Source organism: Arthrobacter sp. GW460-12-1-14-TSB2, from assembly GCF_059423525.1.
Genome location: NZ_JBWKYC010000014.1, coordinates 105,651 through 120,626, shown reverse-complemented (window position 1 = coordinate 120,626; position 14,976 = coordinate 105,651). Strand labels below are relative to the sequence as shown.

Annotated in this window: 11 protein-coding genes; 3 read left to right on the top strand and 8 right to left on the bottom strand. The window is 66.4% G+C overall.

The genetic code is table 11. The features are described 5' to 3' along the window. Positions 1–28: 28 nt before the first annotated feature. The 6 genes from AC07YR_RS16550 to AC07YR_RS16525 all read right to left on the bottom strand — a co-directional run bounded on the left by AC07YR_RS16550 (position 29) and on the right by AC07YR_RS16525 (position 7,730). Positions 29–736, bottom strand: coding sequence for an ABC transporter ATP-binding protein (locus AC07YR_RS16550; protein ID WP_494734594.1), 708 nt, complete (start codon positions 734–736; stop codon positions 29–31). 2 nt (positions 737–738) lie between these two features. Then, positions 739–2,190, bottom strand: coding sequence for an ABC transporter permease (locus tag AC07YR_RS16545; protein ID WP_494734593.1), 1,452 nt, complete (start codon positions 2,188–2,190; stop codon positions 739–741). Positions 2,191–2,384: 194 nt separating this feature from the next. Further along, positions 2,385–3,482, bottom strand: coding sequence for a substrate-binding domain-containing protein (locus AC07YR_RS16540; RefSeq protein WP_055804214.1), 1,098 nt, complete (start codon positions 3,480–3,482; stop codon positions 2,385–2,387). Between the two features lie 50 nt (positions 3,483–3,532). Beyond that, entirely contained in the window at positions 3,533–4,804 is a 1,272-nt protein-coding gene (mmsB, locus tag AC07YR_RS16535; protein ID WP_436056991.1) for a multiple monosaccharide ABC transporter permease, read from the bottom strand. A 45-nt stretch (positions 4,805–4,849) separates the two neighbouring features. Beyond that, positions 4,850–6,409, bottom strand: coding sequence for a multiple monosaccharide ABC transporter ATP-binding protein (gene mmsA / locus AC07YR_RS16530; protein ID WP_494734592.1), 1,560 nt, complete (start codon positions 6,407–6,409; stop codon positions 4,850–4,852). A gap of 130 nt (positions 6,410–6,539) precedes the next feature. Next, positions 6,540–7,730 carry an ROK family transcriptional regulator gene (locus tag AC07YR_RS16525; RefSeq protein WP_028270515.1) on the bottom strand — a complete coding sequence of 397 codons (1,191 nt, stop codon included), beginning with the start codon at positions 7,728–7,730 and terminating at the stop codon, positions 6,540–6,542. A 228-nt stretch (positions 7,731–7,958) separates the two neighbouring features. Here AC07YR_RS16525 and AC07YR_RS16520 point away from each other — a divergent pair, with 228 nt between their 5' ends. Next, the gene (locus AC07YR_RS16520) at positions 7,959–8,789 is read left to right on the top strand and encodes a nitrilase-related carbon-nitrogen hydrolase (protein ID WP_494734591.1); all 831 of its coding nucleotides are present in this window, start codon (positions 7,959–7,961) and stop codon (positions 8,787–8,789) included. Here AC07YR_RS16520 and AC07YR_RS16515 read toward each other — a convergent pair. Further along, positions 8,732–10,411 carry a PucR family transcriptional regulator gene (locus AC07YR_RS16515; RefSeq protein WP_494734612.1) on the bottom strand — a complete coding sequence of 560 codons (1,680 nt, stop codon included), beginning with the start codon at positions 10,409–10,411 and terminating at the stop codon, positions 8,732–8,734. The two genes, AC07YR_RS16520 and AC07YR_RS16515, sit on opposite strands and share 58 nt — an antisense overlap. Next, entirely contained in the window at positions 10,401–11,609 is a 1,209-nt protein-coding gene (alr, locus tag AC07YR_RS16510; RefSeq protein ID WP_494734590.1) for an alanine racemase, read from the bottom strand. Before alr ends, AC07YR_RS16515 begins: the two co-directional genes overlap by 11 nt. Positions 11,610–11,711: 102 nt before the next feature. Between alr and AC07YR_RS16505 the strand changes: the two genes are divergently transcribed. Together AC07YR_RS16505 and AC07YR_RS16500 are read left to right on the top strand one after the other, a co-directional pair. After that, positions 11,712–13,247 (top strand): amino acid permease, encoded by a 1,536-nt coding sequence (locus tag AC07YR_RS16505; RefSeq protein ID WP_494734589.1) that lies wholly within the window; start codon positions 11,712–11,714, stop codon positions 13,245–13,247. Continuing rightward, entirely contained in the window at positions 13,244–14,974 is a 1,731-nt protein-coding gene (locus AC07YR_RS16500; protein ID WP_494734588.1) for a flavin monoamine oxidase family protein, read from the top strand. The genes AC07YR_RS16505 and AC07YR_RS16500 overlap by 4 nt, the downstream gene beginning before the upstream one ends. Positions 14,975–14,976 lie beyond the last annotated feature (2 nt).

The window sequence follows — 14,976 nt, the reverse complement described above, 5'->3', positions numbered from 1 at the left end:
CGCTTGCGCCCCGGGTCCGTTACACCGCTTACGCCGTAGCGGCCGCTGCCACCCTGGTGCGGGCGGGCTCTTCGGTGAGGCGGCCCTGCTGGAGCCGGAAGCGGCGGTCCGTCTTGTTGGCGAGCTGGCGGTCGTGCGTGACCACCAGGATGGTGGTGTTGTGGTCGCGGCTCAGCGAGCTGAGGAGCTCGATGATGTGTTCGCCGGTCTGCTCGTCCAGGTTGCCCGTGGGCTCGTCGGCGAGGATGAGCCTGGGCTCATTGGCCAGTGCCCGGGCAATCGCCACGCGCTGCTGCTCGCCGCCGGATAAACGGTTGATGCGGCGCACGTGCTTCTCCGGATCCAGCTGCACCTGCTCCAGCAGCTCCTTGGCCCGGGCCAGCCGCACAGCCTTGCGCACTCCGGCGAACTCCATGGGCAGCATGACGTTGTCCACGGCGGACAGGTTGGGGATGAGGTTGAACTGCTGGAACACGAAGCCGATGTCGCGGCGCCGGTACTCGGTCAGCTTGCCGTCCGGCATGCTGGCCAGGCTGACGCCGTTGACGACGACGTCTCCGCTGGTGGGTTTGTCCAGCGCACCCAGCAGGGACAACAGGGTGCTCTTGCCGCTGCCGCTTTTGCCCACGATGGACGCGAGCGTGCCCTGTTCGAGTTCGAAGCTGACGTCGTTGACGGGTTTGATGGTGCGGTCGCCGGACTTGAAGGTGCGGACGAGATTCTTGACTTCGATCATGGTTACTCTCCTCGGAGGACTTCGATGGGGCGGATGCGGGCGGTCAGGAGTGCAGGAACCAGGGCTCCGATAATGGCCACGCCGAACACCGCGGCGATACCGGCGGCGATCACGCCGGGGGAGGCGCTCGCGGTGACGGTGGTCAGCAGCTGCGACGCTCCGCCGAACGGACCGCCCTGGCTGCCTGGAAGACCGGCGCCACCGCCGGGGAACCCGGCCGCCCCGCCAGGCATGCCGCGTCCGGTGGTTGCCGCCGTCGTCGTACTGGTGTTGGAACTGATCAGCGCGGAGGCGATGCCGCCGCTGGCGAAGGAGGCGACGGCGGCGCCCACCACGCTGCCGAGCGCCACGAGAACCAGCGCCTCCAGGACAAACTGGAGCCCGATGGTGCGGTTGGGGGCGCCGATCGCCTTGAGCACACCGATTTCACGACGGCGCTCGCGGACCAGCATCACCATGATCAGCAGGATGATCAGGCCGGCCGTGCCCAGTGCCGCGACGAACGCGATGAACGAGATGTTCTTGACGCTGTCCAGCGAGCTGACGGCGGTTTCGAGGTTCTGGCCCTGGGTGACGTCGGCCTTGTCGGTGCCGAGCGCGGACTGCAGGGCGGTCTTGGTGGAATCGACGTTTTCCAGGGTGTCCACCGTGACGATCATGGTGGAGAGCTCGCCGGGCAGTTCGGCCAGCGTCTGGGCGGAGGGGAGGGTGACGTAGAGGGCGTTGTTGCCGAACGTGGTGCCGGCGTCGAACAGGCCGGCCACGGTGTAGGTCTGGTCGTTGATGGTGAATGTGGAACCGACCTTAAGGCCGTTCTTTTCCGCAAGGGTGGTGCCGAGGAGCGCGGTGGCCGATTCCGCGGTGTAGTCGCCCAGGCCGGTGCCTTCGGTGATCGCCAGGGCCTTGCCCGTGCTGTCCACCTCGGCGCCGACTCCGGTGGCCGTGATCGGCAGACTGCGCACCGGCTGGGCGGTTCCGGTTGATCCGCTGGTTCCCTCGCTGGCCTGGTTGCGGTTGCCGAGCGTTCCGGCGTCGATGGCGGCGGTGAGGCTGGTGGTCAGCGTGGTGGTGGATTGCCCGCCGGGTCCGCCCTGGCCGCCGCCGGGTCCGGCCGCCTGGGTACCGGAGGCTTGTGCTGCCGCTTCGGTGGCGTTGCGCAGCCGCAGCGCCTTGGTGCCGACGACGCTGGTGACGTTGGGTACGGCGGCCGCGGTGGCGGCCTGCTCTGCCGTGAGCGGTTCGCCGCCGCCTTCGAAGCCCTGGCCGCCGGCCGGATTGACGGTCAAAACGGTGCCCACGGATGCGTTCAGTTCAGCGGCTTTGGCGGCAACCGCCTGGTTGGCCACCAGCATGGACAGGGCCAGGCCGATCGCCACGGCCAGCACTGCCACCACGGCCCCGGTCCGGACCTTGTTTCTGAAGGCATTGCCTATACTTCGGGCGAGGACGCTCACGGTACTCCTAGAATCTCTGGCCGGACGGAATGACCGGCTGCTGATCCAACAGTGGTGCGCTTGGCTGTGCGGAGAACGGGCCGAAGCTATGTTTGCGCTGTGAAGGCCGGCGCCCGGGGTACGCAAAAGCCCCGGCCCACCCTCTCGGGTGAGCCGGGGCTCGTCACTGCGGTTGGAGGCGCCTCAGCGCGGAACTACTTGGTGATCGGGCCGAGTACCGGATCGTCCACGTAGGCCGTCTTGACGTTCTCCTTGGTCACGATGACCGGATCCAGCAGGTACGCCGGAACGGTCTTGACCTTGTTGTTGTAGGACTTGTCATCGTTGATCTCAGGCGTCTTGCCGGCCTGGATGTCCTTGACCATGGTGATTGCGTGCTCAACGAGCTTGCGGGTGTCCTTGTTGATGGTGGAGTACTGCTCGCCGGCCATGATGGACTTGACGGACTCAACCTCGGAGTCCTGGCCGGTGATGATCGGAAGCGGCTTGCCGGCGGCCTTGACGGAGGTCAGGACTGCACGGGCCAGGGTGTCATTCGGGGACAGGACGCCGTCCAGGGACGCAGTGCCGTAGCTGCCGGTCAGCAGGGTGTCTGCGCGACGCTGGGCGTTCTCAGCCTTCCAGCCCTGGGTGACAGCCTGCTCGAACGAGGTCTGGCCGGAGACAACCTTGAGGGTGCCGTCGTCGATCTTCGGCTTGAGGACGCTCATGGCGCCGTCGAAGAAGACCTTTGCGTTGGCGTCATCCGGGGAACCGGCGAAGAGCTCGATGTTGTACGGGCCGGAAGGCTTCTTGGCCTTCATGCCGTCCAGCAGCGCCTGGCCCTGGAGTTCGCCCACCTTGAAGTTGTCGTAGGCCACGTAGTAGTCCACGTTCTCCGTGTTCAGGAGCAGGCGGTCATAGGCGATGATGGTGGCGCCGGAGTCCTTGGCCTGCTTGAGCTGCGTGCCCAGCTGGGCGCCGTCGATGGCACCCACGATGATGACCTTTGCACCCTTGGTGACCATCGCGCTGATCTGGTTCTGCTGCTCGGAGACGCCGCCGTTGGCGAACTGCACATCGGCCTTGAACCCGGAACCGTTCAGGCCGTCGTTGAACAGCTTCTCGGCCAGCACCCAGTTTTCACTGGTCTTCTGGGGGAGGGCGACGCCGATCGAGGAGTTCTTGGGGAATGCCTCGCCGCCGCTGCTGCCACCTGTGGTGCCGGTCTCGGCGCGGCCGCAGGCAGTCAGCGCCAGTGCCGCAATAGCAGCGATTGCTGCTGCCTTTCCTGCTTTACCAATCATTTGCATTGCTTGGTTCACTTTCTATAGATGGTGTGCGGAGAATCGTGGGGAAGCGCTCAGGCTTCCTTGCGGATGGCGTCCTTCGTGGATGTCGTCTCATCCGGCTGGAGCTCGCTGCTGCTGCGGCCGAAGTTCTTCATCATCATGCCGATGATTGATTTCTTGCCCTGGGTCTTGTTGTAGACGTCGAAGGCGACGGCGATCAGGAGCACGAGGCCCTTGATGATCTGGGTGAGGTCGGCACCGACGCCCAGGAGCTGCAGGCCGTTGTTCAGGACAGCCATCACCAGGCCACCAACGATCGAGCCGATCACGGTGCCCACGCCGCCGGTCACGGCAGCGCCGCCGATGAAGACGGCTGCGATGGCGTCCAGTTCCCAGCCGACGCCGTCGAACGGACCGGACGCGGTGGAGCGGCCCACGAAGATCATGCCTGCCAGGCCGGCGAGGATGGACATGTTCATCATGACCAGGAAGTTGACCTTCTTGGACTGCACGCCGGACAGCTCGGCTGCGTGCCGGTTGCCGCCAACGGCGTAGATGTGGCGGCCGACGATGGTCTTGGAGGAAATGAACCCGTAGATGAGGACCAGGACGGCCAGGATCAGGCCCGGGATCGGGAAGGACGTTCCCGGACGGCCGGTGGCGAACAGGTACGTGGCGTACAGGATGGCACCGCAGATCAGGACGAGCTTGAGGATCATTACCCAGGCCTCGGGGACTTCAGCGCCGAGGGCAATGGCCCGGCGGCGTGAACGGACTTCGCTGAAGATGACGAAGGCAACGGCCAGCAGGCCCAGCAGCAGGGTGAGGTTGTTGTATCCCGTGGACGGCCCCACCTCGGGGAGGTATCCGGAGCCAAGGTACTGGAAGTCGTTGGGGACCGGGATGGTGTTGGACTTGCCGACGAACTGGTTGAAGCCGCGGAAGAGCAGCATGCCGGCCAGGGTCACGATGAAGGCGGGGATGCCCACATAGGCGGTCCAGAACCCTTGCCAGGCCCCGATCAGAGCCCCGAGGGCCAGGCCGAGCAGGACACCGGCGTACCAGGGGATGCCCCAGTCACGGATGGCCAGGGCCACGGTAACGCCGACAAAAGCTGCCACCGAGCCCACGGAGAGGTCGATGTGGCCGGCGATGATGACCAGCACCATGCCGATGGCCAGGATCAGAATGTAGGAGTTGCCGTTGAAGAGGTTGATGACGTTGCCCGGGGTGAGCGTGCGGCCCTCGGTGAAAATCTGGAAAAAGACGATCAGTGCAACCAGGGCGAAGATCATGCCGAATTGGCGGGTATTGCCGCCAAATAGCTTCTTGAGCGCGTTCATTGTTTCGGTCCTTGTGTCTGGAAGGTTCTGGAGGTATCCAGAAGGTCAGGCGGCGGTCTTGCGGGCGGATGTCATGAGCTTCATCAGGCTTTCCTGGCTGGCTTCATCCTTGTTCAGGACACCGGTGATGGCGCCTTCGAAGATGGTGTAGATGCGGTCCGAGAGTCCCAGCAGCTCAGGCAGTTCGGAGGAGATCACGATGACTCCCTTGCCCTGGTTGGCCAGCTGCTGGATGATGCCGTAGATCTCGTACTTGGCGCCCACGTCGATGCCGCGGGTGGGCTCGTCGAGGATCAGCAGGTCCGGATCGGTGAACATCCACTTGGCGAGCACCACCTTCTGCTGGTTGCCGCCCGAGAGTTTGGCGACGCCTTCTTCCACTGAGGGCGTCTTGGTGCGCAGGGACTTGCGGTACTGCTCCGCAACTGTGAATTCCTTGTTGGGGTCCACGATGTTGTGCTTGCTGATTTTCTTCAGGTTCGCCGCGACGGTGGTGGTCTTGATGTCATCGAGGAGGTTCAGTCCCAGGGACTTGCGGTCCTCGGTGACGTAGCCCAGCCCGGCGTCAATCGCGTGGCGGACGGAGCGGAGGGTGATCTCCTTGCCGTCCTTGTAGATGTGGCCGGAGATGAACCGTCCGTAGGAGCGGCCGAACACGGAACGGGCAAGCTCGGTGCGGCCGGCGCCCATGAGCCCGGCAAAACCGACAATCTCGCCGCGGCGCACGAAGAAGTTGGAGTTCTTGCAGACCAGGCGGTCCTGGATCTGCGGGTGGCCCACGTTCCAGTCCTTGACCTCGAAGAACACCTCGCCGATTTTCGGTTCGTGGTCCGGGAAGCGTGACTCCAGCGTGCGGCCCACCATGCCCTTGATGATGCGGTCCTCATCCACGCCGTCGGCCTTCACGTCGAGGGTCTCGATGGACTTGCCGTCACGGATGATGGTGATGGAGTCCGCGATCTGTTCGATCTCGTTCAGCTTGTGCGAAATGATGATGGACGTGATGCCGCGGCCCTTGAGCCCCAGCATGAGGTCCAGCAGGTGCTGGGAGTCGGATTCGTTCAGGGCTGCCGTGGGCTCGTCGAGGATCAGGAGCTTTACTGATTTGCTCAGCGCCTTGGCGATTTCGACGAGCTGCTGCTTGCCGACGCCGATTTCCTTGATGGCGGTATCGGGATCCTCCCGCAGACCCACCCGGGCGAGCAGTTCAGTGGACCGCGCCCGGGCCTCGGCCCAGTCGATGATGCCGCGTTTGGTGGGCTCGTTGCCCAGGAAGATGTTCTCCATGATGGAGAGCTCCGGGATGAGCGCGAGTTCCTGGTGGATGATCACGATGCCGGCATGCTCGCTGGCCCGGATGTCCTTGAACTGCTGGACTTCGTTCTGGTAGACGATGTCGCCGTCGTAGGTGCCGAACGGATACACACCGGACAGGACTTTCATAAGGGTGGACTTGCCGGCGCCGTTCTCGCCGCAGATGGCGTGGATCTCGCCGGCCTTCACCCGCAGGCTCACCTCGGACAAAGCTTTAACGCCGGGGAATTCCTTGGTGATGGAGCGCATCTCGAGAAGAATCGGATCGCTTTGCGTGGTCTGGGACGTCATTTGCCCTTACGCCTCCAATGCATGACTTCGTTGTCCGCCCTGCAAACCGCAGGGCCGTCTGATGAAAAAGTAAACTTGATCACAGCCGTTGTCGTCAAGTCTTTAACGCAACAGCCAGATAACGAATAGGTTAGGAGCGGCGGATTCCCGCATGCTGGAAAACGAGGGCGGCCGCCCCGAGGGCCTCCGCCCGGTCGCCGAGTGAGGACATTGTCAGGGTTGTGGTCTCGCCGATGACGGGCACTGCGTGGCGCACCAGGCCCCGCCGGATGGGGTCCAGGAGCAGGTCTCCCAGCCCCGCCAGGGGACCGCCCATCACAATGACTTCGGGGTTGATGAGGTTGGCCACGTTGCCCAGGGCCCGGCCTACGGCCAGGCCGGCGTCGTCGATGACACGCAGTGTCGCGGAGTCCCGCTCCAGGGCCTTGCGGACGATGTCCTCCGCGCTGAGCGGTTTCTCCTCGCCGCGGCTGAGGAGCTCGATCATGGTGGTTGTGGAAGCAATGGTTTCCAAGCACCCCCGGTTCCCGCAGCGGCAGATGAGGCCGTGCTCGTGGATAGTGGCGTGGCCGATCTCGCCGGTGATGCCCACGTTGCCGTAGTACGGGGCGCCGTTGAGGATCAGCCCGGCGCCAATGCCCGAGCCGATCTTCATGAACATCAGGTTGCTGATGCCGCTGTGGGGTCCCCACGTGACCTCTGCCAGGGCGCCTAGGTTGGCGTCGTTGTCAATGAACACGGGGAAATTCAGGGTCTCTTCAAGGTAGTGCAGGATGTTGATGCCCACCCACTCGGGAAGGATGGCCCCCTGCGCCACGGTGCCCGTCCGACGGTCGATGGGGCCCGGGATTCCGACGCCGGCGCCCACTATGGCGCTGCGTTCCACGCCGCTTTCCGCCAGCAGTTTGGCAAGGAGTTCGACGGCGGCCCGGATGCCTTCGTCGGCGTGATGGCCTAATGGCAGCAGCACGGATTCCTCGGCGATGATGTGGTAACTCAGGGTTGCGAGGACCACCCTGAGGTGCCGCCGTCCGAAGTCGATTCCCACGGCGACCGCACCGTTGCTGTTGAGCCGGACGTTCAGTGCACGCCGGCCGGAACTGGTGATCGGCTCCGTGGACGCCAGTCCGGCGTCCTGCATGATCTTGACGATGTTGGAGACCGTGGCGGTGGACAAGCCGGTCTGCCGGGCGAGTTCAGCCTGGGTTGATGGACCGTTCAGGAGGCACTCGATGATCCGTTGCTGGTTCAGGTGCCTCAGGGCGGACTGTGAACCAGGGTTCTTGGTTCGGCTCCTCGTTGAGCGCGGTGATGAGGGCATGCAATGAAGCGTGCACCATCTGCACCGTTGTAGTCAAGAAGTTAACGCAAGGCATCATTGCAGGACCCTTGCCGCACGCACGGACGTTCCGCACTGCGGGCCCCGGTTTCCGGGCGGAAATGCACCTACGGCACAGTCTGCACCCTCGCTAGGCTGGTAGGAAGAGGCTGCAAGAAGAGGCGGCCCGCGTTTCCCGCGGGCATCCCGGAGACTATAGAGGTGGTAACGGTGCTGCTGGCACTCCTGCAGGCGAACGCCGCTGTACTTGATGTGGAAACCAACTGCGGGGCAATTGACGACGCCGCCCGCTCGGCCGCGTCCGCCGGGGCGGGGGTGCTGCTCACCCCGGAGCTGTTTCCCGTGGGGTATGCGCCCCTCCGGGTCCGGTCCGGACTGGATCCCGCAAGCCTTCCGGCCATCCGCCGGACGCTCGCCGGCATCGCGCGGAAGAACCGCATCGCCCTGGTGTACAGCCTGCCCGCCGTCACCTCGGACGGCCGGTGGCAGATCACCTCCACGCTGGTGGACCGAGAAGGGGCCGAGGTGCTGAACTACGCCAAGGTCCACTTGTTTGGGGAGGAGGAGCGCACGGCGTTCAGCCCGGCCGCCGAACCTCCCGCCGTCGTGGACTTCCAGGGCATCAAAACGTCCATGGTGATCTGCTACGACGTCGAGTTTCCCGAAGCCGTTCGTGCCGCCGCGGTCCGCGGCGCAGAACTGCTCCTGGTTCCCACGGCCCTGTCCCGGGGATTCGACTCCGTCCCGCAGGTCCTGCTGCGCGCAAGGGCTCTGGAGAGCCAGCTGACCGTGGCCTATGCCAACCACTCAGGGGAGGAAGACGGCTGTGAGTTCCTGGGCGGCAGCGTCATCGCCGGTCCCGACGGCTCCCTGCTGGCCGCTGCAGGACCGGCGCCGGAACTGCTGTACGCCGAGGTGTCCGCCGTCAGCGCCCGCAACGCGCGGGAAGCCGTGCCGTACCTCAGGGAGCGCCGGCCGGAGCTTTACTCGGACTGGGAGGGCGCGGCTTCCGTTGCCGGCGGAGATTCGTCCACGTACTGAAGTGCGAACCAGAGCTCCGCGCGGACCTGGGCCTGGTTGAGGTCGGTCTCCAGAAGCTCGGCCACGGCGTTGATCTGCCGGCGGACGCTGTTCCGGTGCAAGCCCAGGGCTTTCGCCGTGGCGTCCCAGCTCCCGTTCTCTCCGAGCCACGTCCGCAGCACCGCCAGCTGGGCGGCGCGCCGCTCGGGATCCTCCTGGCCAAGAACCGGCTCCAGCAGGCGTGCCGCCAGCATGGTCCCGGCCTCGCGGCCAAGCAGTCCGGCCACGGACCAGGTCACCTCGTCCACCCGGGCGCTCCTGCCGGTTGCCTGAACCCGGGCGCGCAGCGACGTCACCCGCCGGTACGCGGATGCCAAGGCCTGGAACTCGGTGGCATCCCCGATCACCAGGCGCCAGCCGAGTTCCTCCGCCTCTGCCAGCAGGGCCTCGTCGACCTTGAGGCGGGTAATGGCGGCAAAACCGTAGTCAGTGATCTCCACCAGCTTGGTGTCGAACATGCGGCGCCACTGCAGGAGTTCCCGGACGGGGCTGTCGCCAGCAGGACCGCCGGGTTCCGCCTTCACACCCTGGACAACCCGCAGCTGTGCCGAGCGCGTGGAGGAAATGCTCTGCGCCAGTAGGTCTTTGAGTCCGTTGATGTGCTTCGTGCCGCCGGAGGCCACGCTGTCCGGATGGAGCAACAGCGCGGTCGCGAGCTGGCTGGGTGCCAGCGAGCCGCTGGTCCGCTGCCGCACCAGCAGTTCCAGGAGCCCCACCACCGAGGACACCACGCTGTTCTGGGCCGGCGTGAGCGGTCCGCCGGAGCCCAGGATCAGCGCGCCGAGGTTGGCATCCCGGGTGCTGCGGAGCGGGTGGCCGAACACCGTGGACGGCCGCGGTTCCTCGAGGGACTCCATCTCAACCCGGGGGCCGCTGCCACCCAGGAGCCGTTTCAGCAGCGGCTGCAAAGCCGAGAGTTCGACGGCGGCCGGCGGGGCCTGGTTGCCGGCCGGGCCGGCAGCGCCAGTTCCGCTGCTGTTGCCGCTTCCGCCGTCGGCCGCGGCCCGGGCGCGGATCCTGCCGTCGGCCCCGACGAGCAGCGCCCAGACCGGAACCCGCTGCACCAACGCCGCCAGGAGCTCGTGCTCCGGCCTGGCCGACAGGACCGCCCGCATCAGCTGCCGGTTGGTGTCCGCCAGTTGCCGGAACACCCTGGCGTTGTCCGACTCCAGCAGCTGCGAGAACGCCAGTCCGATCGCCGCAAACGGAACAGTCCTGGGAAACTCCACCAGGGTCAGGTTGTGGCGATGGCATGCCGCCAGCACGGTCCCGGGCACGGCGTCGAAGTACGGTTCCAGTCCGAACCCCAGGGCCCCCACCCCGGCGCCGACCAGCCGCTGCACATAGGCGTCCACCTTTCCCTCGCGGCCGCCCTCGCCGAGGAACGGCAACCCGGCGGTGAGGATAAACTCGCCGTCGAGAAGGTAGGGCGTCGGATCCTCCAGTTCGCTCGGCTCCACCCAGCGGAGCATCCCGGCACCGTTGCCGCCGTCGTGGAGTATTCTCAGCTCCGGCGGCAGCTTCTGCAGGAACTGCTCCAGCGTGACGAAGCCGAGCCGCTCGACGGCTGCCTCAGGCGCCAACGGGAGCACCGGCTTCCTGGTAGTCCGGGCACTCGTAGGCGCGCGGCAGGCGCGGGGCAATCCGGTTGATGATCTCGTCACCGTGGCTGCCGATCGCCGCGCCCCAGTCATCGGCGCTCGCGGCCCCGGTGCGCGGATCGCCAAATAGCACAGCTGTGTCACCAACGGCCACGCCCGGGGAATCCGGGCCCAGGTCCACCATGAACTGGTCCATGCAGACCTTGCCGATCACCGGAACCCGGCGGCCCCCGACGAGGATCAGGCTGCGGCCCGTGATGCCCTTGGGGATCCCGTCCGCATAGCCCAGCGGGATCAGCCCCAGATACCGCGGCTCGTGCGTGATGGCCTGGTGCTCGTAGCTCACGCCGGTCCCGGCCGGCACTTTCTTCACCAGCACCACCGGGGCCGTGACCGTCAGTGCGGGGCGCAGGCCGAAGTCGGCCGGAGCCAGGTGGTCGGCCGGAGCCAGCCCGTAGAACGCCAGGCCGGCCCGCACCATGTCGAAGGCGAATTCCGGCCGGTCAAGGATGTTGGCCGAACTCGAGACGTGCCGGAGAGCCGGTTCCAGGCCCGCCGCCCTGGCCGCACGGACGGCTTCTTCGAAAGCCTCCACCGCCGCCAGGTTGGCCGGGTGTGCCGGAACGTCGGCCCAGGCCAGATGCGTCCAGACGCCGCGCACGCAGAGCGTGCCGTCACGCTCTGCGGCCCGGGCAGCGGTGACGAGTTCCGCCCAGTCCTCCGCCCGCGCCCCGCCGCGACTCAGCCCCGTGTCCAGTTCAAGATGGACGACGGCGGGACGGCCCAGCTGGCGGGCGATGCCGGCCACGACGTCGAGCTGGGCGACGCTGCCCAGCGACACGTCGACGTCGTACGCCAGCGCTTCCCGGATCGTCTCGCTGGAGGCGGATGCGAGGTACAGCCAGGACAGTACCGGAGCGGTGATGCCCGCGCGGCGCAGGGCAATCGCCTCATGAAGCTGCGCCGTTCCCAGCCAGTCCGCCCCGGCCGACAGCGCCGTCCGGGCGACGTCAACGAGTCCGTGGCCGTAGGCGTTGCCCTTCACCACCGCCATGAAGTGGGGTGCCGCGGAGCGCTGGCGGAGAGTGCGGATGTTGTCTGCGATGGCCGAAAGGTCAACGCTGACCTGTCCGGTGAGCGCCGCGTTCCGCGTGCCCTCTGTGTGTGCATTAAGTCTCATGCCAGAAGACTATAGGTCATTTTGCACAACGATGAGAGGTGGCTCACAAACCTAAGCTGTACCAGGGGAAAGCCGCTAACTACTCACGAACGGACGTCAATGATGACTGTGCCTACACTCACCGGCCGGCCGCCGGCAGCTGCCCGCCGTCCGGGCCTGGCTGCACAACTGCTGCGCCGCAAGCCGATCGACCAAATGGTCAGCGAGGCCGACAACGGCCATGGCGGCACCAAGCTGGTCCGCAGCTTTGGAGTTCTGCAGCTGACCATGATCAGCGTCGGGGCCACGCTGGGAACCGGCATCCTGGTCATCCTCGGCGAATCCGTGCCGCTGGCCGGCCCCGCCATCTGGATTTCGTTCGCCATCGCCGGGCTTGCCGCCCTGCTCTCGGCCGTGTCCTACGCCGAAATGGCCGGTCTGGTCCCGGTGGCAGGCTCCAGTTACTCCTACACCTACGCCACGATGGGCGAAGGCATGGCGTGGATCTGCGGCTGGTGCCTCGTGCTGGAGTACGCGGTGTCAGTGGCCGCCGTGGCCGTCGGTGCAGGCCAGTACGTGAACGAGACCCTCGCGGTGTTCGGGCAGGTCCTGCCGGATGCCGTCTCGCAGCCGCCCGGTGACGGCGGCATCATGAACATCCCGGCCATGGTCATCGTGGTCCTCGCGACGATCCTGCTGGTTCGCGGGGCCAGGGAGAGCGCCTGGATCAACACCGCGATCGTGGTGATCAAGGTAGCCATCCTCCTCTTCTTCTGCGCCGTCGCATTCACGGCCTTCAACGCCGGCAACTTCGAGCCGCTGCTGCCGATGGGCGCGGCAGGCGTCTCGGCCGCCGCCTCGACGGTCTTCTTTTCCTACATCGGCTTCGACGCCGCCTCCACGGCCGGCGAGGAAGCGCGCAATCCCAAACGGGACCTGCCGCGCGCCATCATGCTTTCCATGGTGATCGTCACCACCATCTATGTCCTTGTGGCTGTCGCCGCCATCGGCGCCCGTCCCTGGGGCTGGTTCGACGGCACCGAGGCCGCCCTGGTGAAAATCCTTGAGGAAACCACAGGCCAGCCGTGGATCGCCCTGGTCTTCGCCGTCGGCGCCGTGCTGGCCATCGCCAGCATCGTCCTGACCGTCCTCTACGGCCAGACCCGCATCCTGCTCTCCATGTCCCGCGACGGCCTCATCCCCAGGATCTTCGGCCGCGTCTCCTCCCGCACCGGCACCCCGGTTGCCGGGACCGTGATCGTGGGCGTCCTCGTGGCCCTCACGGCCGGGCTGGTTCCGCTCGGTGACCTGGCGGACGCCACCAGCATCGGCACCCTGTTCGCCTTTGCCCTGGTCAACGTGGCCGTCATCTACCTGCGCCGCAACCGGCCCGAACTCAAGCGCACCTTCCGCGTGCCGCTGTTCCCGCTGACCCCCATCCTCGGCGCGCTTATGTGTGCGTACCTTATGGCCAACCTCGGCGCCGATACCTGGGCCGTGTTCGGCATCTGGATGCTGGTGGGCCTCGCAGCCTACTTCGGCTACGGCCGGAAGCACTCCAGGGTGGCGGCGCTGGGCCACGAGGAATACCGTGAACTGAGCGGGCGCGAATCTTCACCACTGTCCACCCCCGAACCGACGAAGGCAGACCTTTCATGACCATCGCCACCGAACTGCCGGCCAACAACCCTGCTACGGCCCCGGGCCCCGAAGCCGCCTCCGCCGCGGGCCGGGCTGCCGACGCCCCCATCACCATGCTGAACCCGGACTTCCCGTTCAGCTACGACCACTACCTCGCGCACCCGGACGGCCTCGGCTCGGTCCCGCCAGAGCTGTACGGCACCCAGGTGGCCGTGGTCGGCGCGGGCCTGTCCGGCCTGGTCACGGCCTACGAACTGATGAAGCTGGGCCTACGCCCGGTCATGTACGAGGCCGACCAGATTGGCGGCCGGCTGCGGACTGCCAGCTTCCCGTCGGCTCCCGGCGTGGTGGCGGACCTCGGCGGCATGCGGTTCCCGGTGTCCGGCAAGGCGTTCTACCACTACGTGGACCTGCTGGGCCTGCAGACCCAGGAGTTCCCCAACCCGCTGGCCCCGGTCACCTCCAGCACCGTGATTGAACTGGCCGGGCAGAAGCACTACGCGAGCACGCCGGCGGACCTGCCGCCGTTCTTCCGTGAAGTGGCGGACGCGTGGAAAGCGGCAGTGAACGACGGCGCCCGCTTCAGTGAGATGCAGGACGCCATCCGGGCGCGGGACACGGCCCGGATCAAGGAGATCTGGAACGAACTCCTGCCGCTGATGGACGAACAGACGTTCTACGGCTTCATCGCGGCCAGCGAGTCCTTCAAGAAGGCCGGCTTCGCGCACCGCGAGGCATTCGGGCAGGTGGGGTTCGGCACCGGCGGCTGGGATACCGACTTCCCCAACTCGATCCTCGAAATCCTCCGCGTCGTCTACACCGACGCCGATGACCAGCACCGCCTCATTGCCGGGGGAGCGCAGCGGCTCCCCGAGGCGCTGTGGCAGCACGCGCCGTCGGGCATGGCCCACTGGCCGGAAGGAACGTCACTGGCGTCGCTGCATTCAGGCTCCCCGAGGGGCGCCGTGGACCGCATCAGCCGGGACGCCAACGGCGACCTGCGCCTGCGCGAACGCTGGGGCCGGGAGGCGAGCTATCCCGCCGTCGTCACCACATGCCAGTCCTGGCTGCTGTCCACCCGGATCCACACCGAGGAAGCACTGTTTCCGGCGGAGCTGTGGACGGCGATCGAGCGCTCGCACTACATGCAGTCCTCCAAGACCTTCGTGATGGTGGACCGCCCGTTCTGGAAGGACACCGATCCCGCTACGGGCCGGGATGTCCTGTCCATGACCCTGACCGACCGGCTGAACCGCGCCACCTACCTGCTCGACGACGGTCCGGACAAGCCCGCCGTCATCCTGCTTTCCTACACCTGGAACGACGACGCGCTGAAGTGGCTGGCGCTCGACGCCGACCAGCGGGTGGAGCTCATGCTGCACTCCCTGGAGCAGATCTACCCGGGCGTGGACATCGCCAGCCACATCATCGGCCAGCCCATCACCGTATCCTGGGAAGCGGACCCCAACTTCATGGGCGCCTTCAAGGCGAACCTGCCCGGGCACTACCGTTACCAGCAGCGGCTGTTCACGCACTTCAAGCAGGACAAGCTGCCGGAAGCCCAGCGCGGGATCTTCCTGGCCGGCGATGACGTATCCTTCACCGCCGGCTGGGCCGAGGGCGCCGTCACCACCGGCCTCAACGCGGTGTGGGGCGTGGTGAACCACCTGGGCGGCCGGTCAGCCGCCGGGAACCCGGGACCGGGCGAGCTGCTGGACGCACTGGGACCGATCAGCCTGGACTAGCC

Coding starts and splice junctions, on each gene's coding strand:
- mmsA (WP_494734592.1), bottom strand. CDS start 6,409: ATGACGTCCCAGACCACGCAAAGCGATCCGATTCTTCTCGAGATGCGC.
- AC07YR_RS16525 (WP_028270515.1), bottom strand. CDS start 7,730: ATGCCCTCATCACCGCGCTCAACGAGGAGCCGAACCAAGAACCCTGGT.
- alr (WP_494734590.1), bottom strand. CDS start 11,609: ATGAGACTTAATGCACACACAGAGGGCACGCGGAACGCGGCGCTCACC.
- AC07YR_RS16500 (WP_494734588.1), top strand. CDS start 13,244: ATGACCATCGCCACCGAACTGCCGGCCAACAACCCTGCTACGGCCCCG.
- mmsB (WP_436056991.1), bottom strand. CDS start 4,804: ATGAACGCGCTCAAGAAGCTATTTGGCGGCAATACCCGCCAATTCGGC.
- AC07YR_RS16550 (WP_494734594.1), bottom strand. CDS start 736: ATGATCGAAGTCAAGAATCTCGTCCGCACCTTCAAGTCCGGCGACCGC.
- AC07YR_RS16540 (WP_055804214.1), bottom strand. CDS start 3,482: ATGCAAATGATTGGTAAAGCAGGAAAGGCAGCAGCAATCGCTGCTATT.
- AC07YR_RS16505 (WP_494734589.1), top strand. CDS start 11,712: ATGACTGTGCCTACACTCACCGGCCGGCCGCCGGCAGCTGCCCGCCGT.